The sequence below is a fragment of the Curtobacterium sp. AB7 genome, assembly GCF_044909335.1.
Taxonomy (GTDB): Bacteria; Actinomycetota; Actinomycetes; order Actinomycetales; family Microbacteriaceae; genus Curtobacterium.
Genome location: NZ_JBIYED010000005.1, coordinates 34,259 through 54,872 on the forward strand (window position 1 = coordinate 34,259; position 20,614 = coordinate 54,872).

General features: G+C 66.7%; 19 protein-coding genes and 1 tRNA gene. 11 read left to right on the plus strand and 9 right to left on the minus strand.

Annotated elements, in window-relative coordinates; genetic code table 11:
- Positions 1 to 253: 253 nt before the first annotated feature.
- From ABH929_RS11880 to ABH929_RS11900, 5 genes are all read left to right on the plus strand, one after another.
- Positions 254 to 4,087, plus strand: a complete 3,834-nt coding sequence (locus ABH929_RS11880; protein ID WP_404561388.1) for a TIM-barrel domain-containing protein — start codon at positions 254 to 256, stop codon at positions 4,085 to 4,087.
- A 393-nt stretch (positions 4,088 to 4,480) separates the two neighbouring features.
- Positions 4,481 to 4,747 (plus strand): hypothetical protein, encoded by a 267-nt coding sequence (locus ABH929_RS11885; protein ID WP_404561389.1) that lies wholly within the window; start codon positions 4,481 to 4,483, stop codon positions 4,745 to 4,747.
- Between the two features lie 57 nt (positions 4,748 to 4,804).
- Complete coding sequence (locus tag ABH929_RS11890) at positions 4,805 to 5,710, plus strand: hypothetical protein (protein ID WP_404561390.1); 906 nt, start codon at positions 4,805 to 4,807, stop codon at positions 5,708 to 5,710.
- A complete protein-coding gene (locus ABH929_RS11895; RefSeq protein ID WP_404561391.1) occupies positions 5,698 to 6,990 on the plus strand; it encodes a hypothetical protein in 1,293 nt (430 codons plus the stop codon). Before ABH929_RS11890 ends, ABH929_RS11895 begins: the two co-directional genes overlap by 13 nt.
- The gene (locus tag ABH929_RS11900) at positions 6,987 to 7,649 is read left to right on the plus strand and encodes an ABC transporter ATP-binding protein (RefSeq protein WP_404561392.1); all 663 of its coding nucleotides are present in this window, start codon (positions 6,987 to 6,989) and stop codon (positions 7,647 to 7,649) included. The genes ABH929_RS11895 and ABH929_RS11900 overlap by 4 nt, the downstream gene beginning before the upstream one ends.
- 73 nt (positions 7,650 to 7,722) lie before the next feature.
- On the opposite strand, the gene ABH929_RS11905 is transcribed toward ABH929_RS11900, so the two are convergent.
- Positions 7,723 to 8,106, minus strand: a complete 384-nt coding sequence (locus ABH929_RS11905) for a hypothetical protein (RefSeq protein WP_404561393.1) — start codon at positions 8,104 to 8,106, stop codon at positions 7,723 to 7,725.
- A gap of 80 nt (positions 8,107 to 8,186) precedes the next feature.
- On the opposite strand from ABH929_RS11905, the gene ABH929_RS11910 reads away from it, so the two are divergent.
- The gene (locus ABH929_RS11910) at positions 8,187 to 8,477 is read left to right on the plus strand and encodes a hypothetical protein (RefSeq protein WP_404561394.1); all 291 of its coding nucleotides are present in this window, start codon (positions 8,187 to 8,189) and stop codon (positions 8,475 to 8,477) included.
- A gap of 243 nt (positions 8,478 to 8,720) precedes the next feature.
- Here ABH929_RS11910 and ABH929_RS11915 read toward each other — a convergent pair whose 3' ends face one another.
- Both ABH929_RS11915 and ABH929_RS11920 read right to left on the minus strand, forming a co-directional pair.
- Positions 8,721 to 9,206 (minus strand): hypothetical protein, encoded by a 486-nt coding sequence (locus tag ABH929_RS11915; protein ID WP_404561395.1) that lies wholly within the window; start codon positions 9,204 to 9,206, stop codon positions 8,721 to 8,723.
- The gene (locus ABH929_RS11920; protein WP_404561396.1) at positions 9,193 to 10,587 is read right to left on the minus strand and encodes a DUF3696 domain-containing protein; all 1,395 of its coding nucleotides are present in this window, start codon (positions 10,585 to 10,587) and stop codon (positions 9,193 to 9,195) included. The genes ABH929_RS11915 and ABH929_RS11920 overlap by 14 nt, the downstream gene beginning before the upstream one ends.
- A 540-nt stretch (positions 10,588 to 11,127) precedes the next feature.
- On the opposite strand from ABH929_RS11920, the gene ABH929_RS11925 reads away from it, so the two are divergent.
- The gene (locus tag ABH929_RS11925; RefSeq protein WP_404561397.1) at positions 11,128 to 11,841 is read left to right on the plus strand and encodes a hypothetical protein; all 714 of its coding nucleotides are present in this window, start codon (positions 11,128 to 11,130) and stop codon (positions 11,839 to 11,841) included.
- On the opposite strand, the gene ABH929_RS11930 is transcribed toward ABH929_RS11925, so the two are convergent.
- The gene (locus ABH929_RS11930) at positions 11,792 to 12,877 is read right to left on the minus strand and encodes a PIN domain-containing protein (RefSeq protein ID WP_404561398.1); all 1,086 of its coding nucleotides are present in this window, start codon (positions 12,875 to 12,877) and stop codon (positions 11,792 to 11,794) included. The genes ABH929_RS11925 and ABH929_RS11930 overlap by 50 nt on opposite strands.
- A 29-nt stretch (positions 12,878 to 12,906) precedes the next feature.
- Here ABH929_RS11930 and ABH929_RS11935 point away from each other — a divergent pair, with 29 nt between their 5' ends.
- Positions 12,907 to 13,215, plus strand: a complete 309-nt coding sequence (locus ABH929_RS11935; RefSeq protein ID WP_404561399.1) for a GntR family transcriptional regulator — start codon at positions 12,907 to 12,909, stop codon at positions 13,213 to 13,215.
- 66 nt (positions 13,216 to 13,281) lie between these two features.
- A complete protein-coding gene (locus ABH929_RS11940; RefSeq protein WP_404561400.1) occupies positions 13,282 to 13,596 on the plus strand; it encodes a hypothetical protein in 315 nt (104 codons plus the stop codon).
- On the opposite strand, the gene ABH929_RS11945 is transcribed toward ABH929_RS11940, so the two are convergent.
- Together ABH929_RS11945 and ABH929_RS11950 are read right to left on the minus strand one after the other, a co-directional pair.
- Positions 13,553 to 14,215: a hypothetical protein gene (locus ABH929_RS11945; RefSeq protein ID WP_404561401.1), complete on the minus strand. Its 663-nt coding sequence runs from the start codon at positions 14,213 to 14,215 to the stop codon at positions 13,553 to 13,555. The genes ABH929_RS11940 and ABH929_RS11945 overlap by 44 nt on opposite strands.
- Positions 14,216 to 14,983: 768 nt before the next feature.
- Positions 14,984 to 15,883, minus strand: a complete 900-nt coding sequence (locus tag ABH929_RS11950; RefSeq protein ID WP_404561402.1) for a hypothetical protein — start codon at positions 15,881 to 15,883, stop codon at positions 14,984 to 14,986.
- A 59-nt stretch (positions 15,884 to 15,942) separates the two neighbouring features.
- Between ABH929_RS11950 and ABH929_RS11955 the strand changes: the two genes are divergently transcribed.
- A complete protein-coding gene (locus tag ABH929_RS11955) occupies positions 15,943 to 17,100 on the plus strand; it encodes a hypothetical protein (RefSeq protein ID WP_404561403.1) in 1,158 nt (385 codons plus the stop codon).
- Positions 17,101 to 17,290: 190 nt separating this feature from the next.
- On the opposite strand, the gene ABH929_RS11960 is transcribed toward ABH929_RS11955, so the two are convergent.
- The 3 genes from ABH929_RS11960 to ABH929_RS11970 form a co-directional block, all read right to left on the minus strand.
- A tRNA-Pro gene (locus ABH929_RS11960) sits at positions 17,291 to 17,364 on the minus strand.
- Between the two features lie 157 nt (positions 17,365 to 17,521).
- Entirely contained in the window at positions 17,522 to 18,103 is a 582-nt protein-coding gene (locus ABH929_RS11965; protein WP_404561404.1) for a hypothetical protein, read from the minus strand.
- A complete protein-coding gene (locus tag ABH929_RS11970; protein WP_404561405.1) occupies positions 18,100 to 18,930 on the minus strand; it encodes an endonuclease/exonuclease/phosphatase family protein in 831 nt (276 codons plus the stop codon). Before ABH929_RS11970 ends, ABH929_RS11965 begins: the two co-directional genes overlap by 4 nt.
- Before the next feature lie 70 nt (positions 18,931 to 19,000).
- On the opposite strand from ABH929_RS11970, the gene ABH929_RS11975 reads away from it, so the two are divergent.
- Positions 19,001 to 20,482, plus strand: coding sequence for a hypothetical protein (locus ABH929_RS11975; RefSeq protein ID WP_404561406.1), 1,482 nt, complete (start codon positions 19,001 to 19,003; stop codon positions 20,480 to 20,482).
- The last annotated feature ends 132 nt before the right edge of the window (positions 20,483 to 20,614 follow it).

The window sequence follows — 20,614 nt, forward strand, 5'->3', positions numbered from 1 at the left end:
GGAGGCCCGGTGCCAGCTGGCACCGGGCCTCGCGTCCGCCATCGGCGCGCGTCCATGGCCCCCCATGTCGCAACCACGCCGCTGACCGGCTCGGCGGCAGCCGCGCAACGGGCCGCAGCGCAGCTGCCCCTTCCTCAGGGGCGCTCCGCGTCGTATGGTTTACAGCGTTGTAAACGGACCGTCGTGCTGACGGCCCGCTGGTCACGGCCGTCGCACGGCCCGATGGACGACGTCGTCCTCGAGGAGCACCCAATTGCGCCCCATCTCCTTCCGTTCCCGAGGGCTGCGCCGAGCGCTGTCGTCGGGCATCGTCGCTGCGACCGCCCTCGGCATGCTCGGGATCGCCGCGATCCCGGCCGCCGCGGACCCGGCAGCTGATCGCACCGTCGTCTCGGGCCAGGCTCGGTTCGAGGTGCTCTCCCCCACGCTGATCCGCACCGAGTACGCCGGCGACTCGCAGTTCACCGACGGCAGCACCTTCAACGTCATCGGACGCGACGGCTTCGCACCGACGACGTTCACGAAGACCGAGCGGGACGGCTGGCTGACGCTCGACACGGGCGCGATGACCGTCCGGTACAAGGAGGGCTCGGGGGCGTTCACGCAGGACACCCTGCAGACCGCGCTGACGCTGCCGTCCGGGCAACAGGTCTCCGGCACCCCGTGGGTGTCGACGCCCACGCCGTCCTGCACGATCGGGTCGCTCTGCGAGGCCGAGACGCTCGGACTCACCGGCTTGTCGCTCGCCACCGACCACACGGGCTTCACCGGCGCCGGGTTCGCCGCGGGCTTCGAGTCCGTCGGCAACGCGATGACCTTCACGACGACCGCCGAACAGGCCGGCTCGTACGACCTCGCCCTGCGCTACGCGAACTCGCAGGGCGGTGACGGCCAGGTGGCGACCCGCACCCTCAGCGTGACCGTCGACGGCGGCACCGCGCAGACGATCCGGCTCGCGCCCGGCGCGAACTGGGACGACTGGAAGACCACCGCCGCCACGACACTCGACCTGACGGCAGGCGAGCACCGCGTGCGCATCGAACGCACCGCGGACGACTCCGGACGGGTGAACGTCGACAGCCTGGCGCTCGTTCAGACGGGCGCGGCCTACCCGACACCGTCGCCCACGGTCACCGGCGAGGACTGCGCGTTCGGCACCGTGTGCCAGGCCGAGGACTCGGCACGCACCGCTCCGGCAACGACCGCCACCAACCACAACGGCTTCGCCGGGGACGGCTTCGTCGCCGGGTTCGAGCGTGCCGGCGCGCAGCTGACGACGCATGTCACCGGGGTGCCGGCCGCGGGCGACTACGCCCTGCAGGTCCGCTACGCCAACGGCTCCGCCGGGACGCCGACGCTCACCGCGGCCCCAACCGGCCAGCAGGCCACCACTGCAGCGCTCCCGAAGACGAGCGGCTGGGACTACTGGAACACCGTCACGGTGCCGGTACAACTGGCCGCCGGCACGAACGACGTCGTGATCGGGTGCCCGACCGTGGCGAACAACTGCAACGTGAACTTCGACACCGTCGCCGTGGTGGACACCGCGTCGACGGTCCTCGCCGCGCATGCACCGCTCGGCGGGTACCGCCGTGACCTCGACACCGCCAACGGATCGGTGAAGACGAACCCGGGTCTGCTCTACCAGGACGGCTGGTCGCTCCTCGACGACAGCGCCTCGGCGCTGTACGACCAGGCGACCGACACCGTCACCCCCGCCGGCGACCACGGCGGCGAGCACTACCAGGACGGCTACGTCTTCGGGTACGGCAGCGACTACCGCCACGCGCTCGAGGAGCTCGCCGTCCTGACCGGACCGACCAAGCTGCTCCCCCGCTGGGCGTACGGCGTCTGGTACTCCGAGTACTACGACCGCTCGCAGGCCGACTACCTGGCCATCGCGAAGCAGTTCCGCGACGAGAAGGTCCCGGTCGACGTCATGGCGATCGACACCGATTACAAGGTCGGCAGCCCCACCAACCAGGGCGACAGCAAGTGGGACGGCTGGTCGGTCGACCCGTCCCGGGTCCCGGACATGACCGGCCTGCTCGCCGACTGGCACGCCGAAGGCATCCACAACACCCTCAACATCCACCCGTCGATCTCGAGCCAGGACCCGAAGTTCGCCGAGACTCAGGCCACCGCGAAGGGCAAGCTCACCAAGGGCGACGGCGACCGCTACCTGTTCGACTGGTCCGACCCCGACCAGCTCAAGGCCTACTTCGACCTGCACACCTCACTGCAGCCGAAGGGCGTCGACATGTGGTGGCTCGACTGGTGCTGCAGCGAGAACTCGAAGTACTCCGCGAACGGCGTCACCCCCGATGCGTTCATCAACCAGCAGTACGCGAAGTACACGGACGAGGCCCTCGGCGGCCGGGGGATCGCATTCTCGCGGGCGTACGGCTCGTTGACCGCCGGCGGCTACGGCAACCCGCAAGCGGTGCCGACCGGCCCGTGGGCGGACAAGCGCACGACCGTGCACTTCACCGGCGACACCACGTCGTCGTGGGACATGCTGGCGGCCGAGGTCGGGTACACCCCCGGTGAGTCCGCCGCGACCGGCCTGGCGTCCGTCAGCCACGACATCGGTGGCCACAACGGTGCGCAGTACGGCATCGAGGGCGCCGAGGACGGCACGACCCAGCTGCCCGAGGACCTCTACGCCCGCTGGGTGCAGCTCGGCACCTTCCAGCCCATCGACCGTCTGCACAGCAACCACAGCGACCGACTGCCGTGGCAGTACCCGGCCGCCGCCGAAGCGTCGGCGAAGCGGTTCCTGAACCTCCGAGAGGCCCTGGTCCCCCTGACCTACACGCTCGCCGCCCAGGCCACCGAGACGGGCACTCCGATCCTGCAGCCGCTCTACCTGCAGTACCCCGAGGCGCAGGAGTCCTACGCCCAGGCCGGCTCCGAGTACCTGTACGGCCCGGACGTGCTCGTCGCTCCGGTCACCACCGCGAACGACGACTCCGGCACGGCGACCCGCTCCGTCTGGTTCCCGGCCGGCAGCTCGTGGACCGACTGGTTCACCGGCAAGACCTACGAGGGAGGCACCACCGCCGACGTCACGTCCGACCTGAACAGCATGCCGGTGTTCGTGAAGAGCGGCGGCATCGTCCCCACCCGCTCCGAGCAGGTCGAGAACGACGCCGCGCCGCTCGATGCCGTCACCCTGACGGTGGCGACGGGCGCGGACGGCTCGTTCGACCTGCACGAAGACGCCGGCGAGGACACGGCTGCGAAGTCGAGCGCGATGACCACGGCTCCCGTCACCGCGAAGGCCGAAGCGGGCAGCGCCACCACCGCCGTCCGCTACACGCAGCAGGCGACCGGCGGCTCGCTCGACATCGCCCCCGCCGACGGTTCCTTCGCCGGCCAGGTGCAGGACCGTTCGTGGACGGCGACGTTCACCAACGCGGACCGCCCCCGCACCGTCACCATCGACGGCCGCGCGATCGCGGACACCACGTGGACCTACGACGCCGGCACCCGCACCATCACCGTGCCGGTCGATGAGCGGTCCGTGACGAAGCGCACGGTCGTGGCCTTCAGCAGCAAGGCGGCGGCGACCCCGGCGCTGCAGGTCGAGTCGCCTCGGGTGGACGCGGGCGACTCGCAGACCGTGACCGGAACCGGGTTCCCGGCCGACACCGACGTGGCGTTGGCGACCACGCCGCGCATCGGCGGGGCCACCGCGCACACCGACGCGAGCGGCGCGTTCTCGGCCGACCTGCGTGTTCCGGGCACGGCGTCCGGTCGGGTGAGCGTCACCGCGTCGGTCGACGGTGTGGCCCTGGCTCGGGCCGCCTTCACCGTGGTGGCTGCGGCCGCTCCGGCGCCGACCACCTCGCCGAGTGCAGGCGTGCCGGGAGGCAACGCTCCGACGCCGGGTGACAGCGGATCCGGTACCCCGGGCGCGGCAGCCCCGGGCGCCGGTGGCACCGATCCCGGCAGCGACCCCGGCGGCGCACTGGCCTGGACGGGCGCGAACCTGCTCCCCCTCGGGCTGTTGACGGCGGCACTGCTTGCGGCCGGTGGACTCGTTTGGACGCTGCGGAGCCGGCGACGCCGGGCGCGTGGCTGAGCCCGCCTGAGCGATCAGCCGTCACGGGCAGATGACGGACGGACGGGAGGCCCGGTGCCAGCTGGCACCGGGCCTCCCGTCCGTCCGGGGTTGCGCTCCAGGTCTCCGATCACGCGACCTCAGCGCGGCTGCGCCTGGAGTCCTGGACACAGCGTTCTTCTTCTGACATGTTAACGGCTGAACGTTTACACGTCAGTGCTCAGAGAGGAGTAGGCAATGGGCAAGATCGGTCAACAGGCTCGGCGAATAGCTGCCAGCTTCGCCGCAGTAGCCGTCGGCGGGACGGTGTTCCTCGGCGCGATCCCCGCGCACGCGCAGGGCGATGCCGGGAGCCAGGGAGTCGTCGGCGGATGGTCAGAGAGCGCCGGGACAGTCGATGCCGCAGAAAGCGGGATGGCAGTGTTCGCGGTGAACCACCGCGGTGCAGCGGAGCGGAAGACGATCAACGGGACGACGCACAAGCGCTCGCACGGTTGGACCACCTGGGCAGGCGTGCAGCACTACACGCGCGCCCGGCTCGAGCACGGCAACAGGATCATCGCTGACTCCGGCCGGAAGTGGGGCAAGTCCGGCACTGAAGCCGTGACCGCGTGGAAGCCGTACCGGCCGAACCAGCCCGGCAACGGTGTCGGTACCGCGAAGACCTACTACGGCAGGTGACACAGCGCAGCGGGTGCGAGCCGACGGCTCCCACCCGCTGCGGCATCAGGAGAAGACGTGACGAAGCAACAGATCACGGCAACCGCGGGCCTGCTCCTGCTGGCCATGCTCTTGACGGTCTTGATCGGGGTGTTCGATGCCCGCCGACGTGTCATCGCCGCGGAAGGCGATGATCTCCGCGCGGGCCAAAGCGCGTGGGTGACCGCAACGCTCGACGATCTCGAGCGTGCGCGGAGCGCGTTCGAACCGGGAACCAAGGTGTTCGTGGAACTCGAGGATGGTGTCCGCGCCGTTGCGATCCTGTCCGGACGGTGGACAGACGTCCCACTGCACGACGGGCACGCACTGACCGGGCGCCCCGGCGAAGCCCTCGCCGGGGCTGACGCCGGGGTCCACGGTGACGACATCGCCGTCGGTGGCAAGCAGTACACCGTGGTGGGGCGACTTGGCGTCCGGGCCGACAGTCTCCTGTCCGATGACGTGGTCATCGCCGATCCGTCGCAGTTCTCGGCATCACCACAACGACTGCTCCTGGACGGCCCGAACAGCGTCCACCATTACAGCGCACAGTTCCCCGGCAGGAGCGTCGAGATCATCGACGACGGCACGAACCGCAGGACGAACGTCGACGCCGTGTCGCCGGTCCTGATCGCACTCGGCGCGCTCGTCGTCGCGCTCATCGCCCTGATCGCTGGTTTGCAAGCCGGACGATGGGAACTCCGCACCGCCGCGGTGCGCTTCACCACGGGGATCCGACCGCTGACCACCCTTCGCAGCGCTGCTGCCAGAGTCGGCATGACCAGCGCCGCCATCTGTACAACCGCAATCGCGGGCGCGGCAGTCGTCAGGCAGACCACCATCCTCGACCTTGACGTCACCACCGCAGTCGTCGCGGTCGGAACCGTCGTGCTTGCCGTCGCCGTCGCATCGTTCTGGCAGGGAACCCGACGATGGAACTGCTGAACGACCTCCGGTCCAACTGGACGATCATCGTCGCCAAGATCGTCCTGCTCGTGCTGCTCGCGCTCTGCTGGTACAACGTGGCATCGTTCTCCCAGTCCACCTCGCAGGCCGTGGCCCAGGGCCTGTCCGCTGATGCCGACGTCGACCTCTACACGGTGGTCGACGATCTCGACCCGGATGCTTTCGAGGCGATCCGACGAGACCAGCACGCGCTCGACGAAGTCGCGTCGTTCGTCGATCGCATCGACGACGAGCCCGGATTCGACTTCATCTCCTCGTACGACCAGCCCGTCACCGTCCAGGACTTCCGCGGCGACGACCGCTTCGACGTCGGTTACGGCACCGAGTACACACTCAACGGGAAGTACCAGGACGAGTCCGGACGGAGTGTTCAGGACATCAAGTCCATCCAGCTCAACGAGACCGCGTACGAGTTCGCGGGGCTCTCCGTGCAGGACGGCGAGCCGATCGAGTGGGATGCCGTCGACTGGGGTTCCGGCCGGATCCCCGTGCTGCTCGGCAACGAGTACCGCGGCCTGTACGAGCTCGGACAACACCTCACCGGAGCGGTCATCCTGCAGGGGCAGGAACTCGAAGTCGCCGGCTTCCTCGAACCGAACAGCGCCATGTACTTCCGCGGTGAAGCCAACCACTACCTCGATGACACCGTGATCGTGCCCTACCCGCCGACGCTCGCCGGACTCGACCGAGCAGCACTCGACCGGTTGGATCCCGAGCTGTTCGGACGCCTGGTGTTCCAGGTACTGAACGCCGACCTCGCCGTCGATCGCCATCTCGATTTCGGGGACGTCCTCGCACGACTCGACGGCATCGGAGACGACACCGGTTTCCGGTCGTACACGTTGCTCGGAGTACCGACCTACCTCGTGCAGCTCTCCCTCGTCCGCCAGCTCATCCAGGACAACCTGGTGCTCGTCACCGCGCTGCTCGTCGTCCTCACCGCGGGCGTGGGCATCATCACGGCGTTCCTCAACCGACTCCTGCACCACCGTCGAGCGTCAGTCGCGCACGTGCACCATCTCCTCGGGAAGAGCCCTGATCACACGAGCCGACTGTTCCGCCCAAGCCGCCTCACCGAGTACACCGCCGCGTTCGGGCTGTTCCTCGCGACCAGCGCGGTGCTCCCCAACGACAGCGCGACGGCTCGATTCGGCGCGGGTGCCGCCCTCCTGCTCTGGTGCGTGGCGGACGGGGCACTCGGCCGACGAGCCGTCCGCATCGAACTGACCACCCGACGCCGAAGAGGTACCCCCCGATGATCACACTGCGCGACGTCTCGAAGACGATCACCGAGCCCGATGGATCGACCAGAACGCTGTTCGACCGACTGCACTTCGACCTTCGCGAAGACGATCGCTTCGTAGCCATCACGGGGCGAAGCGGATCGGGCAAGAGCACGCTGCTCCGGATCCTCGCCGGCCTCGACACCGACTTCGAGGGGGCCTACGAGCACGACGGGCGCGTGCTCGAGCGCACCGCATCCAGGATGGCGGCGCACCGGCTCCGTCACATCGGCATCGTCACCCAGGATCACAACCTGCTCGGCGACCGCAGCGTGCTCGACAACGTCCGGCTCGGAGTTCCCGCTCGCGCTGACTCGGCCGCCCGAGCACATGACGCCCTCGAGGCGGTCGGCATCAGTCACCTTGTCGCCAAGCGCCCACGACGACTCTCGGGAGGAGAAGCGCAGCGCGTTGCGATCGCTCGAGCCACCGCGAAGCGCCCCGCCGTCGTCCTCGCCGATGAGCCCACCGGCGCACTGGACGAGACGACCGAAGACGACGTGCTCGCCCTCTTCGATCAGCTGCAGCACGCAGGGAGCAAGTTCGTGATCGTCACCCACAGTGAGCGCGTCGCGCAGCGATGCGGGCGTCGACTCCATCTACAACACGGGCAGCTCATCGAGTGCGGCACGTGATGCAGCCTGGAGGGACGGCGCCAGCTGGCACCGGGGCCTCCAGTGCGTCAGTGGTTGCGCTCCAGTTCCCCGATCACGCGCGCGCAGTACGGTCGCGGCTGAAGAACTCGGCGAACATCTCCCGTTTCGCCGCGTGCGAATCGAGGTCGAGCTCGAGGCCCTCCATGTTGAGGTCGGTCCCGAACAGTCGCAGGATTCCCGGGCCATTCGGCTCCGCGGTCTCGAGGGACACCGAGAACAGTGTCGGCGACGTCTCGCCAGCAGCAATCCGCCGAGCTTCTGCGAACGCCGCGCGGTACGTCGCGTCGGTGACGCGGATCACACTGACCGAGCAACTCGTGGCGTCCCAGTCGGGCGCGACCATCTCGCCGATGGGTGCATGGAAGAAGTGCACGACGAACGTGTCGCGCTCGCCTTCGGCGCCGTATCGCCGCTCGTCCACTTCTTCGATCTGCATGAACTCATCTTGTCAGGGCGCTGGGGCGTTCGAGGCCGCGGACCAGCCAAAGCATTCACCTTCGCCACTACCATCTCGCCATGGCTGAAGCAAGCCTGCTCGCAGCGAGCATCGCGGTCCTGGTGGGTACGGTCGCGATCCTCGTGAATCGTGTGCGGACCCCGGCCTGGGTGCGTGATGCGCAGCTCACCTTGAACGCCAGCGCCGTGACCAGCCTGCTGCTGCTCGTCTGCGGTGCGCTCCTAGTCGCCCTCGTCCTCGCCTTCGGGATCTTCTTGCTCGCCACCAGGCACGGCGTCGTCGGGCGGGCAATGGTCTGTCTCGCTGCGACCGGCATCGCTCATCTCGGGGTGACCGTGAGACGACACTAAGCCTTCCGAATCTCACGACACTTTGAGCCGGGAGTGCCTCCTGACACTTCTCACCTACTGCTAGCGCCAGCCGGGCGACGATTGCAAACCATCAGTAGACTGGTCCGGCAAGGGGCCGCATGCGTTTCGTCTACGAAAAAAGTGACGGGCACGCGTCGTCGCTGATGCGCCCGAGCGGCATCGGCTCTTTTGGTTCGGAGCCCTCGACGAGGATTGACGAGGTTTCGCTCTCGGCTGCGCCACCTAGGCAGCCGCCTCGTCAGAAGTGACGATGTTCACCTCAAACTGGTCCCAGACCGCATCACGCACTCCTGTAGAGAAGTCCGTCATATCGTTTGACACCAGGACCCTATTCTCACTCCCGCAAGCCGCCCCCAAAACCGCTCTATCCTTGACATTTCGCGGAACAAGCTCCCTGATAGAGTCACGCAATTCTTTGCCCGGCCGGGCCGCGAAGATGACCCTTTGGAACGAGAGGAATTCAATTAGCATGCGTAGAGCCGGGCTTTGCGGACTAAGCGTAGCGCGGTACTCCTGAAACAAGAGGCTCGTATGAGGATTCGGTGCATCCTTACCCTGGTCGTCGAGCACCCATCTTGCATCAGCGTTGCGCAACCATTCGAGTACCGCAAAGGCGGTTTCCTGGAACGACGACCCCGCGTTCTCTGCGTGGCTCAATACGTTCGTGTCGAGGACGACGTCTTTATCGCATAGTTCAGCCAGCTGCACGACTCGCCCCTCCTGATGCTTGAGCGATAGCAAGAGCGAAAGAGTCGTTCAACTGCTCCTCAAAGAACCCCGCCGGCCAATCCTCGCGATCGAGTTCCGCATTAGCACCGAGAGAGATTCTCCGCACTGCCGTGGCGCCGTCCGCGCTGTCCACGAAATACACCGCGACATCGTCCGCGAGAAGTTCGCCCTCGGCGATTCGTCGGCGCAGACGCAGAAGCACGTGCTCGCTGTGCGACTCAATAACGACCCGAACACCATCGTTAGCGCGCGAGATCAAGAAGTCCGTGACAATGGATTGCTGCGCCGGATTCAAATGGATCTCAGGCTGTTGCGCGATGAGGGTCGCGTCTGCCCCGACAAGCGAGGCCTGCGCGAGAAGCGGAAGAACCTGTGACAGTCCGACTCCTGAATCTGCAACGTTAACAAAGAGACCGGAGTGGTGTTCCACCTGCATTTGGAAATATTCGTCACTCAGCGAGGAGAACGCTAGGCGCCCGTATCCGAGCTTCGCGAGCCACTTACTCACCTCCTGCCCGGGAAGCTCATCCTTGAGTCGAAAAAGAAGTTCCGGGGTGTGCTCACCAGTGCTGCCGACGTCGCTCGGAGATTCGGCGGCCAATCTATAGGTTCGTTGCGCAAGTGACCGAAGCGGGCCTATGTACGAGAGGTCTCGTAGGAAGCGCACCATGCGGGTGCGAAAGGCGAGCTGGCGGTCGTAGAGCTCGAACCCTGCTTCATAAAAGTCGCGGACCCCGGCCCAGCGCTCTTTGTTTGACTGAATGGAGCGCGGGATCAGGACGCCGGCGAACCCCGAAAAGAGGAAACCGTCCGGCTGTTCCGCGCGGATTTTTCTTCTGAACTCACTGAGTTCACGAAGAGGCCGACCGCTCTTGCTTTGCTGCGGAAGGATGGAAGAAGTGAATTTGAACTCCTCGCCAGGGAGCTGCCGGCTACGGGTAATCAAAGGGCTGCCTTGAGCAGTCAGCAGGCGCTGACGCGCAAGGTAGGCCGATTGACCATCACTGGACTTGAAAGTGGTTTGCACTCTAGCCGCTGCGTCAGGCGAAGGCACGCCTTCGAATGCCACATCAAGATAGAGCTCGCTTTGAGCAGCATGATCACTAACATAGTCACGAAAGGGCCCAGCGTCGATGAGTGGGCCCCGCGAGAGGAGCGTCGTCTCGGGGCTACTCGCGTCGAGGGTTTGCTTCATCATCAATAGCGGCGCGTAGGCCGAAGACTTTCCTACGTTGTTGCGGCCGATGAGAAGCGTGAGCCGAGGGAGCGTAAGTGTTGTGGCGTCGCGGAATCCGCGGAACCCCTTCCAAGTTAGCTTCACGGGGTCAACTGGGCTCGATGAGGCACTCTCTTGGTCCATTGGGACAATGTACCGGTTTGCGTGCTCCGTTGGGATCAGTTCGGAACGCATCCGAAGCATCCTGGTGGTGGCAAGCTCCCATGCGAGCCCCTCCCGTTGAGAAACTCGTTCCGAGGCTCCATGCTTGTCTCAACTTCGACGGCCGGCAGCTGCGGCGGCAGCAGCAGCAGCAGCAGCAGCAGCAGCAGGCCACACTGCCGGATCCACCGCGTATCTGCTCACCGACGCGGATGCCCTTGTTGCCGCTGAAGCTATCGTCACGCACCGCAATACGCAACACCACCGGCGGGAGCCGCGACCACGGATGAGTCCGTCGTTATTCAGGTCAGACCAGGGAGCCGCGGTGCAGTCAGCGATCGCGCTTCATCACACGACCGCCGCGCTACCCGGCCACGGGCCAGCGGTTCGCCGAGTCGGTCAACAATGGATGCCACTGCGGTGAACCGCACCCTTCGCCCGAAGCCGGCGATTGACATTTCCCGGCTCGTAGAATGGACGCTCCGACGGGCGAGCAGGACCAGCCATTGGAACGAGGACAACATGCAGGTGTCAGCGACGGTCCTTCAACGAGCATTCGGTCTCTCCAGCCAAGAAACGAACTACCTCCTCAAAGAGGAGGGGTACCTATACGGTGAACCGTCCGCCTACAAGATGACCGACAAGGCTGCTGAGTTCGCGACGGAGGAAGACCACCACCGCGGGACTGGTGGCTACAGCCACTGCAACAGGTACTGGACGACCCTGAAATGGGACGTGAACATCGCCGATGAGCTGGTCATCGACGACCAGCGCAGGCGGGAACTCCGCGGGGCGATCGAGGCCGCGAAACGAGCGGCCGCGGACGAGGGCTTCATGGACGAGGCGCAGGAGGAACAGTCTTCGACTGCGGACAGGAGCCGTGACCGGGCTCTGGTTATGGCCGTGAGTGCGTTCCTGGTTACTGCTACCGCGTTCGGGATCGCCAAAGCCGCCCTCAGGGTCCGGCTCTGGTGGACCGCGACTGCACGCCCGAGCCTTCGACGACGCCAGCTTGAGTTCGGTGGCAACCTGCCGACCGAACTTGAGGACTCGCCGAGCAGCCATGACCGAGCGTCGCTTCACGCCGCCATCCGCAGCACCGCGGCTGCCGCAGTCGAGTCACACGGTGGACTCGCGAACCCCGTGACCGCTCATCCCAGAGCCCCGTGGGAACTGACGCTCGTCATCAACTACAGTCCGGCAGGAACTCCACCGCGTAATCCTCGATCGTCGTAGAACCGTCTTCCGGGTTCAACTCGATGTCAATGGTGACTCCGATGCGTGCACGACTGGTCGCGTCAAGCCACCAGTCGTAGCTGTCATCGCCGTCACCGGAAACGACAACTTCCGCGTCAGTAGCGTCGGCGAGGTCAGCCGCTCGAAGATGTCCGCGGAACACCGCGGTCGCATGGATGACGCATGTCGCCCACTCCCCGTCTCCGATGCTCTGCACGGCAACGTCTTCGATCGTGGTTACGACGGGGTTGTGCAGCCACGCAGGAGGCGACGCGATGGACCGTGAGAACGCACCTGCTGCCTGCGATGTTCCCCATGGCGCGCGAATGAGCGCCTGAGTGAACGAAACCGCCGCGGACGTCAGCGCGGCCTCCCGCTCACTGATGAGGTGCCGAAGCCGCCGGAATTCGATTGTCGCGTGCTGCAGGTCCGGCTGCGTGTGCACCCGACTGCGTTCGATGCCCCAGTCGTCGAGGTCTTTGAGCAGATCGGAATGCAGGGTCGTCTTGTCGCCGCTGAGGAACCCACCGTCGTTCGTGATGACCAGGATGTGGTCGTACGACACCGCGTCGAAGTGCTCGAGCATGCTTAACCAGATCATCGTATCCCGGAGCCCGACACTGCCGGCACTCTTCTCGAGGAACGGTCGGCGACGATCCAGCTCACGAGCGACGAGGTCCTCGCTGCGCACCATCGCTTGATCAAGCACCGATACCGCCGGGTGCGCAACAAGCAGCCCGAGGGCAGTCTCCGCTTCATCGACGACGGCCGCGGCATAGTCGTTGATTGCCGTTCGAATCGCGTCGCCGGGAACGTTGGACTGTGCGTCCGAGCGGCGGAACGCGGCTCGCAACTGGTTTGTCCGTTCGTTCGCCGCTTCCCGCGCCTGCCGCAGCGTTTCGGCGATCACCGTCGGCGGGATGAACAGTTGCACGTCCCCGCCATCGAGTGCGGCCAGGAACTCCAGGCTGTATTGCCGCCGCAGGAACCGGTCGCTGAAGAACGCATTGGTGTCCGGGTAGACAGCGATTCGCACCGCAGCAGACTACTTCTAAACCGGTCGCGGTGCTGGACGACACCTCATCATTGGAAGCGCACGGCTGGCTCCAGTGTCTTCCCGATGCCTGGATCACCCGCGACGATGACAGCGGATCCGCCCGCACCAACGATGGTCGTTTGCCTGCCGGCGCCCGCGTCCCCGACTCCGTGATCGCAAAACAGATGGGCATCAGCCGCGCTCCGGTGCGGGACGCGTGCGCCTTGCTCGTGCAGTCCGGTCTGCTCACAAAGCGACCGCACCATGCGTACCAGGTTCGAACGTTCTCGGAGCACAACCTCGGGGATTACCAGCTCATTCGCCGGGGGTACGAGTGAGCAGCAGTCCGCATCCTCGTCGGCAATAACGTCGCACCCAACGATGGCATCGGACCGCTCGAACAGATGACCGCCGAGCAGAGAGACGGCAACTCAGGCTTGTGCGGTATGGCGGACGTCGCCTTCCACCTGGCGCTCGTCCGCGCCACAGACGTCGACGAAGTCATTCGACGACACTCCTCAGTCATGAAGCAGACGGCTGCACCGTTGCGACAAATTCCGGCAACGTTCATCCCCACACAGCGAGACCGGCACCAGGAGATCCTCGACGTGCTCGCCGACAGCCAACGTCAGCGAAAAACACACGGCATCCTCCGACTGATGAGCACGCATCTCCTCACAACCCGGGCGGACGTTGAGGGTCTGGAGCTGCCGCAGTAGGCGGCGCCCGTCCGGCATCCTGCTCGGACGTCGCGCGAACACGAGCTTCTACCGTCGCACGAATAGTCCCAGCCGCGAGGGAGCAGACCTGCTCGATCCACACCAACACCTGCCGGGCGTCGTCCACCGTCCGGAACGTCGGCATCGACTGCCACTTGAAGGTACGGTCCTCCTCAACCGTCAGCGTGTGGAACGCACCAGCTCCCGATGGGTGCGCGGCATCACTCCAAGCTGCGTACATACGCTTAAAGCCCGGTAGGGCCTTCTCCGCCTCGGCGACGAGACGTCCGATGGGCAACCTTTCTGTGGCTCCAGGCATCAGCTTCCGAAGGTCTTCAGGATGCCGCTCGATCCAGAAGGACGTTGCAACGTTTTCTGCTGACGACCGCAGAAGGGTCAGCGCGCCGAGAGGATTGCCGCGCTCCACGAGATCACACGCTCCAATATGGAAAGCCTGTGCACGTTCTACAAATCCGAAAAACGCGAAGTCAGCCTCGTAGAAGCTCGTGTCCTGCGACCAGGGCTTCAACGCTCCGTCAAGCATCGCCCGCCCCGCTCGGCGCACGCGCTCGAGATCCGCTGCGATCGGCGTAGGATCGAACAGAGCGGTACCTTCCATGCGGCAACCTTAGGCGTTATCCGCTCAACAAGTGGCGGACCACGCACGCGAACCACCTATATCGATGCGAGCCGCAGCCCGGATGGGGCCCTACCCTTGGCAGCCGTCCCAACCAACGAGTTCATTGCCCCTCCAATTGGGGTAGGACACGGGGACCTACGTCGACGGATGGCCATTGAGCCCGTGAGTACGAGCAGCTCACTCAAATGCTCGACGCCCTCGACACCGCCATCGCCGAGCGGGACACCGCTCGCGCGACTGCGACCGCGCGGGCTGTGGGCGGACAACTCGAGCGGCTCGCGGACTTCGCTCGCATCGCAGGGGTCCCTTTCGACCGTGAACTCGCTCGGCGGCTCTATTGGCACTACCCGGACCTGCTGGTGAGCGAAATCGCGAATCCGATCGGTCCACACGTCGGCTCGGTCGCGCGTGAGATGGGCAATGGTCCCGTCGAGCGGCCTTGCGCGGCGCCTGTGGACGCATCATCACGTGGCAAGTCTCATCGCCGACCGACGCCCGCAAGCAGGCCCGCCTGTGCCCGGAGTGCTCCGCGGAACTCCAGGGCCGACGCGCCCAGCAGTTCGCTGAGCGGCAGCTCGAGCGAGATCGGAGTCCGGGGAGGACCGCCAGATGCTTCGCGACGCGCTGGAGCGTGGGGGCGAGCCGCGTCGCTACGCCGAATTCCCCGGCGCTCCCGGCACCTGGGCGGTTGACCGGAGGGATGTCCCGCTGGCGCTCATCCACTGAGCCGGGGCGTCTAGTCCGCTCTCAACGATCGTAGGGCCAATAGCGGAAGCGCGACCGGTCTCCCTTCTTCTTCCCCGGCGGACGATGGCCGTACTCACCGACGGTTTCGTTGAACAGCGCGCCCTCCGTTACCACTTCAAAGCGGAAACCGCTTCGGCGCTCGTACCCCGAATGAATGCTCTGCCATGAACCAGGCACGATCTTCAGGAGCGCACGGGTCACACCGCGATGTGCCGCGAGTGCGTATTCGATGCCGTGTTTGTTGACTTCGCGTTCGGTGTACGCAAACCACTTGGACGCTGACTGGGCGATCTCTTCGTAGTGCTTGACGCGCTCGGCTCGTGGCAGCCACGCGGACTTGTACCCGTAGCCAAGAAGGCGGGAACCATCGAGTGCCGTCTCTTCGCTGTCCTTCCAGTCTCCGAGACTGACGATCAGAAGCGGAGTGTCCGTCTCGAGTGGAGGCGCTGCCATCTCGTCCTCCAGGTCATCGAGCCGCACGAGGCCATGGTCACGGGATTCCTCTCGTCGCGCATTGGTGAGTTGGTCGGTCTGTCCGTCCGGGAGCCTCACGATCCCCGGACCTGTTGCGAGGACTGGCATCGAACGGAGCAGATCGATGCAGGCGGCCTCGACCGCCGTGTACTCGTGCTTCGAGGGCATCCCGTGCCGAACGATCCAGATCTCTGGCTCGAGGCCGGCGTCTCGAATTGCTCGAATCATCTTGTCCTTGGCGCTCGGGGCAGAGTCATCTCTCGCAAGGAGCTCCTTGCGCCCATGGGAGGCGAAACGCTCACCCTGTCCCTTACCCACGTAGAACGGCACCCCGGTCCTCGGATCAATGAGCATGTAGACGTAGAGTCCAAGCTCGTCCGCCACCTGGCGCTGTACCGCCCTGTTCGTTACCCCGTGGGTAGCCATCTCGTCCTTCTCCGATTCTTCGCGTTCGACCAGAGGGTAGGTTCTGGCCTCGATGGTGGGTGGCAGGCGCGCTCGTCGCCACTGAGACGGGCGCCAGTGCTGAAAACGACCGCACTACCACGCCGCCGGGCAGCAGCACGAGTGCGACGAGCATCCCCACCAACCGGAGTGCGCTTGGGAGCCTCTCGATGAGCGGCCACGGCATGAGCAACGGTGAGGCTATCCGGTTCTTCGAGACGGACGGACGCAAGAACTCGTCGGTGCAGGAAAGCTCGGTCTACGACATCGCGAAGGAGAAATCGTTCTCGAACAGATCGTCGGTGCCGGACACCTGCATGGCATCGCGGATGCCGACATGGAGTACTTCGCCAACGCAACGCCGGAGCGGCTCTACGACCGGTTCGAGCGCTCAGCTGGGAAGCGAAGCGAGCACTGAGTGGCGCGACGACCGTCTCGGGCCTCGAGGCGGGTACGCCGGAGCGATCTTCATCGAAAGCGCTGCCTACTGCCCCGCGATGCTCATGTCGTTCCAGATGGCCAGCCGACACGTCAAAGACGGCGAGATCGATGAGATCACTTATCGTGCGCGCATCGATGAGCGCGAAAAGTGGGAGGTGCGACCAAAGGCACGCCCGAATGCGGACGGCAGCCTCACCATGATGTGCCCCGCATCCGGCGACAGCCCCCGTATCAAGTGCCCGCTCAAGAAGACTCGAGCGCGCGGCTCAGAGGCAAAGCTGCTGACGTTAAACGAGGTGGACCCGAGCGAGCCCGGTTTTCCGGTCGGCGACGACCTGCCCCTCATCTGCTGCCAAGACTCCGTCAAGTTCCCGAAGGAGAACCTGCCGCCGCTCACACAAGCCCTGCGCTACAAGTCCCGCGAGTGGACCGACTTCCACGGCTACGCGCGCAACCTCATCGAGAACGGGAACTCGATCCTGAAGGCTCCGAAGTACGGGTCCCTGCACGACCACCTCAACCGACAGTCTCGCGGCTTCGCATCCAGCTACGTGTTCCTGACGTTCCTGCTCGTCGCGCTCAACATCAAACAGATCTGCGACTTTCTGAAGGCAAAGGAGATCGAAGACCGCCGAGCAGCCGAGAACCGGCCCCCACGCAAACCGCCCATCCTGCGTCGGAGAGACCGCGAATTCTTCAACGACTACACGGGCACCCGTCCAGGCGGAGTGCCGGACCTCGAGGTTCGTCAGGAGTGAGCCAAGGCACGACGAGAGAAGGCGGCGAAGGCGGCTGCTGAGAAGGCCAAGCGATCCTCACGGTCGCGGAAGGTGGCAGCTCCGTAGACCTGAACCTGCCGACGACAACGAAGAGAGGCTCGCAGCCAGTTGGCTGCGAGCCTCTCTTCGTTGTCGGGTTCTTAAGACAGTTCTTAAGACACCCCTTCGGTCGGGCTGACAGGATTTGAACCTGCGACCCCTTGACCCCCAGTCAAGTGCGCTACCAAGCTGCGCCACAGCCCGCGAGTTCCGGAGAACTCAGGATCCCTGAGGACCCTCGCCCGCGTCCGACCGGAGCGCGAGCGACCGGTCCAGCATAGCGGACGTCAGACCCCCTCCGCGCCACGGCGAGTCGGAGCGACGAGCAACCGGAGCCGCCCGAACAACCCGGGCGAGACCGTCAACCCGGCCGCACCACTTCACGCCGCGCCGCCAACCACGGCAACCCGAGCCCGACGAGCAGCCCACCGGTCCCGTCCGCCGCCAGGTCGCCGATGGTGTCGTCGTACCCGACGTAGATCGCCGAGTCGACGAAGTTGTGTCCGAGCCACTCCCCCATCTCCCACGCCGCCCCGATCGCGAGCCCGGCGCACAGCCCGAGGACCGCGACGACCACCCGGCGCTCCCCGTCCGGCGCCGGCACCGCGCGCAGGTCGGCACCGATGACGTACAGCACCGCGGCGAGCAGCCCGGTGAGCACGACGTGCATGAACTTGTCCCACAGGAAAACGCTCGTGTACCACTCGAGCACGCTCGACCACCCCGCGAGGAGCACGAGCACGCACACCGCCAGGTCGAACGCCGGTCGCAGTCCGAGCATCCGCGGCACGACGACCCCGAGCAACGACAGTGCCATCACCGGCAGCGCGGTTCCGCCCCACCCTATGCTCGCGACGACCAGGCTCACGAGCGTCAGGGCACGCACGACGTCGGCCACCAGGAACCGCGGCCGCAGGAACGTCGGCCCGAGCGCCCGGATCACGACGCCCACCGCACGACCGCGTGTACGGCCGCGTGGTCGGAGGGCCACACCCCGCCCGGCCGCCGGTTCGACACGGCCACCCGGTCGACGGTCGCGTCCGGCGTCACCAGGACGCCGTCGATCCGCCGGCCGCCGACACGCGGACTCCCGTAGTGCGGGTACGTCCCGTACGGCGCACCCACCTGCCTGGAGGCCCGCCCCCAGCTGTCGACGACGCCAGCGTCCGCCAGTGCTCGCCATGGTGCGGACCCCGCCGGGCTGTTCCAGTCGGCCATCACGACAGCGGGCAGGCCGCGCTGTCGCACGATCCGGCCGAGGAGCTCGGCGGACCGCAGTCGAGCCCACGGCGATGCGACGTCGAGGTGGGTCGCGATCGCCAGGAACCGGACGCCGGTCGCGCGGTCGTCGACGACGACGCCGACGGCGTGCCGCGGGAAGGACGTGGCCCACGAACGCGAGCCCGGACGGTTCGGCCTGCGGGACAGCGCCCAGGTGCGCTGCTCGACGACGTCGAGTCGCGAGCGGTCCAGGAAGAGCCCGACCTGCTCCCCACCGCCGCGCGCGCCGCGCCCGACCAGGACGGGCTCCCAACCCGACCCGAGGCCGGCCGTGAGGTCGTCTGCCTGCGTGGGGAGGGCCTCCTGGACGGCGAGGACGGTGGGTGCTTCGGACGTGACGAGCGCGGTGATGGCATCACGGCGACGCTCCCAGGCGTCCGGGTGGGCGGACGGTCGCGGCACGCGGCGACGCACGTTGAGGGTCATGCAGTGGACCTCGGGCGACCGGACGGCTCCGATGAGCGGGTGGTCGTCGGGGTGGTGGGGCATGCCTCCCTTCTACGAGACGACACCCGTCGGATTCCCAGGGACCTCTCCGCGTGGCTCGTAGGGTGGCCCGATGCGTTCTCGTTCCACCCCTCGTGTCCTCGTCGCGATCGCCGTCTCCGGACTGCTGCTCGGAGCCGCCGGGTGCACCTCGAGCGGCCCGGACACGAGCCGCCCGACGCTCGTGAAGGCCACGGCGGAGACGGTCACGGTCGCCGGTGCCTCCGACGCCGCAGCACGGTCGGTGCGGGTCAGCAAGGCGCTCTTCGCGAGTGCTCCCGGCGCGATCGTGGCGACGGCCGGTGATGCCGACGCGATCTCCGACGCAGCGAAGGCCGCGGCGAGCGCCCACGTCCCGGTGCTGCTGACCGCGAAGGGCGCCGAGGCCGGCGCGGCCGTCGCCAGCGAGCTCGACCGGCTCGGTGCCGACTGGTACCAGGCCGAGGGCGACGTGTCGGTCGACACCGACGTCGAACAGCGGAAGGCGCCCGAGGGTGGCGACGCGCCGGAGTCGACCCGGGCCTCCCGGCAGGCGACCGTGGTGGTGGCGGACGCGAGCGCGGACGCTGCGGCCGTGGCGACCGCCAAGGCCGCTGGTGCGAAGGTGGTGACCATGCCCGAGGGCGTGACCGACCCGGCCGCCGCGCCCGACGTGGTGACGGCGCTGCACGAGCGGAAGCAGCACCAGACGGTCCTGGTCGGCAGGGCGTTCGGTGCGCTGCCGGACCCGGAGTGGACGGTGCGGGCGGCCGAGGGCGGCTTCCAGCTCGCGCACGGCGGCCAGCGCCCGTTCGACGGACACCGCTACGTCGCGCTGTACGGGGCTCCCGGGGCGCCGGCGCTCGGGGTCCTCGGCGAGCAGGGGCCGGAGGCCGCCGTCCAGCGTGCCGAGCAGGTCGCGAAGCCGTACGGGCCGGAGTCGGACGAACCCGTGACGCCCGCGATGGAGGTCATCGCGACCGTCGCCGCGGGTGACGCCGGGGCAGACGGCGACTACTCGACCGAGCTGCCGGTGTCGACGCTCGAGCCCTACGTCGATGCCGCACACGACGCCGACATGCCCGTGATCATCGACCTGCAGCCGGGCCGCTCGGACTTCCTGTCGCAGGCCAAGAAGTACGAGTCGCTGCTGAAGAAGCCCGGGGTCTGGCTCGCCCTCGACCCGGAGTGGCGGCTGACGAAGGACCAGGTGCCGCTGCAGCAGATCGGCAGCGTGTCGGCGTCCGAGGTGAACGAGGTGTCCTCGTGGCTCGCGTCGCTCGTCAAGAAGGAAGGGCTGCCGCCGAAGGCCCTCGTGCTGCACCAGTTCCGGCTCTCGATGATCCAAGACCGGTCGGCGCTCGAGACGCACCCGGAGCTCGACATGCTCGTGCACGTCGATGGGCAGGGGTCGCAGCCGGACAAGCAGGCGACGTGGAAGGCGCTGCACGAGGGCGCTCCGGAGGGCCTGCACTGGGGTTGGAAGAACTTCTACGACGAGGACACGCCCATGCTGACGCCCGGGCAGACGATGGCGGACGTGCAGCCGACGCCGTCGTTGGTCACGTACCAGTAGGGTCCGGTTGGTCCGGTTGTCCACAGACGGGCGCGCCCCGCTCAGCGGCGACGCGAAGCGTTGCGCGGGGCGCGCCGACCGAGCCTGCGAGGGAGGGGGCGCGTTTCGTCGGTTGCTCCTGACAGCATGGGG

What these genes read in the sequence shown, in the direction of transcription:
- ABH929_RS11940 (WP_404561400.1), top strand. Translation starts at nt 13,282, where the DNA reads ATGACCGCCGAGCAGAGAGACGGCAACTCAGGCTTGTGCGGTATGGCG.
- ABH929_RS11885 (WP_404561389.1), top strand. Translation starts at nt 4,481, where the DNA reads ATGGCAGTGTTCGCGGTGAACCACCGCGGTGCAGCGGAGCGGAAGACG.
- ABH929_RS11970 (WP_404561405.1), bottom strand. Translation starts at nt 18,930, where the DNA reads ATGCCCCACCACCCCGACGACCACCCGCTCATCGGAGCCGTCCGGTCG.
- ABH929_RS11920 (WP_404561396.1), bottom strand. Translation starts at nt 10,587, where the DNA reads ATGGACCAAGAGAGTGCCTCATCGAGCCCAGTTGACCCCGTGAAGCTA.
- ABH929_RS11905 (WP_404561393.1), bottom strand. Translation starts at nt 8,106, where the DNA reads ATGCAGATCGAAGAAGTGGACGAGCGGCGATACGGCGCCGAAGGCGAG.
- ABH929_RS11925 (WP_404561397.1), top strand. Translation starts at nt 11,128, where the DNA reads ATGCAGGTGTCAGCGACGGTCCTTCAACGAGCATTCGGTCTCTCCAGC.
- ABH929_RS11900 (WP_404561392.1), top strand. Translation starts at nt 6,987, where the DNA reads ATGATCACACTGCGCGACGTCTCGAAGACGATCACCGAGCCCGATGGA.
- ABH929_RS11975 (WP_404561406.1), top strand. Translation starts at nt 19,001, where the DNA reads ATGCGTTCTCGTTCCACCCCTCGTGTCCTCGTCGCGATCGCCGTCTCC.
- ABH929_RS11910 (WP_404561394.1), top strand. Translation starts at nt 8,187, where the DNA reads ATGGCTGAAGCAAGCCTGCTCGCAGCGAGCATCGCGGTCCTGGTGGGT.
- ABH929_RS11895 (WP_404561391.1), top strand. Translation starts at nt 5,698, where the DNA reads ATGGAACTGCTGAACGACCTCCGGTCCAACTGGACGATCATCGTCGCC.
- ABH929_RS11945 (WP_404561401.1), bottom strand. Translation starts at nt 14,215, where the DNA reads ATGGAAGGTACCGCTCTGTTCGATCCTACGCCGATCGCAGCGGATCTC.
- ABH929_RS11950 (WP_404561402.1), bottom strand. Translation starts at nt 15,883, where the DNA reads ATGGCTACCCACGGGGTAACGAACAGGGCGGTACAGCGCCAGGTGGCG.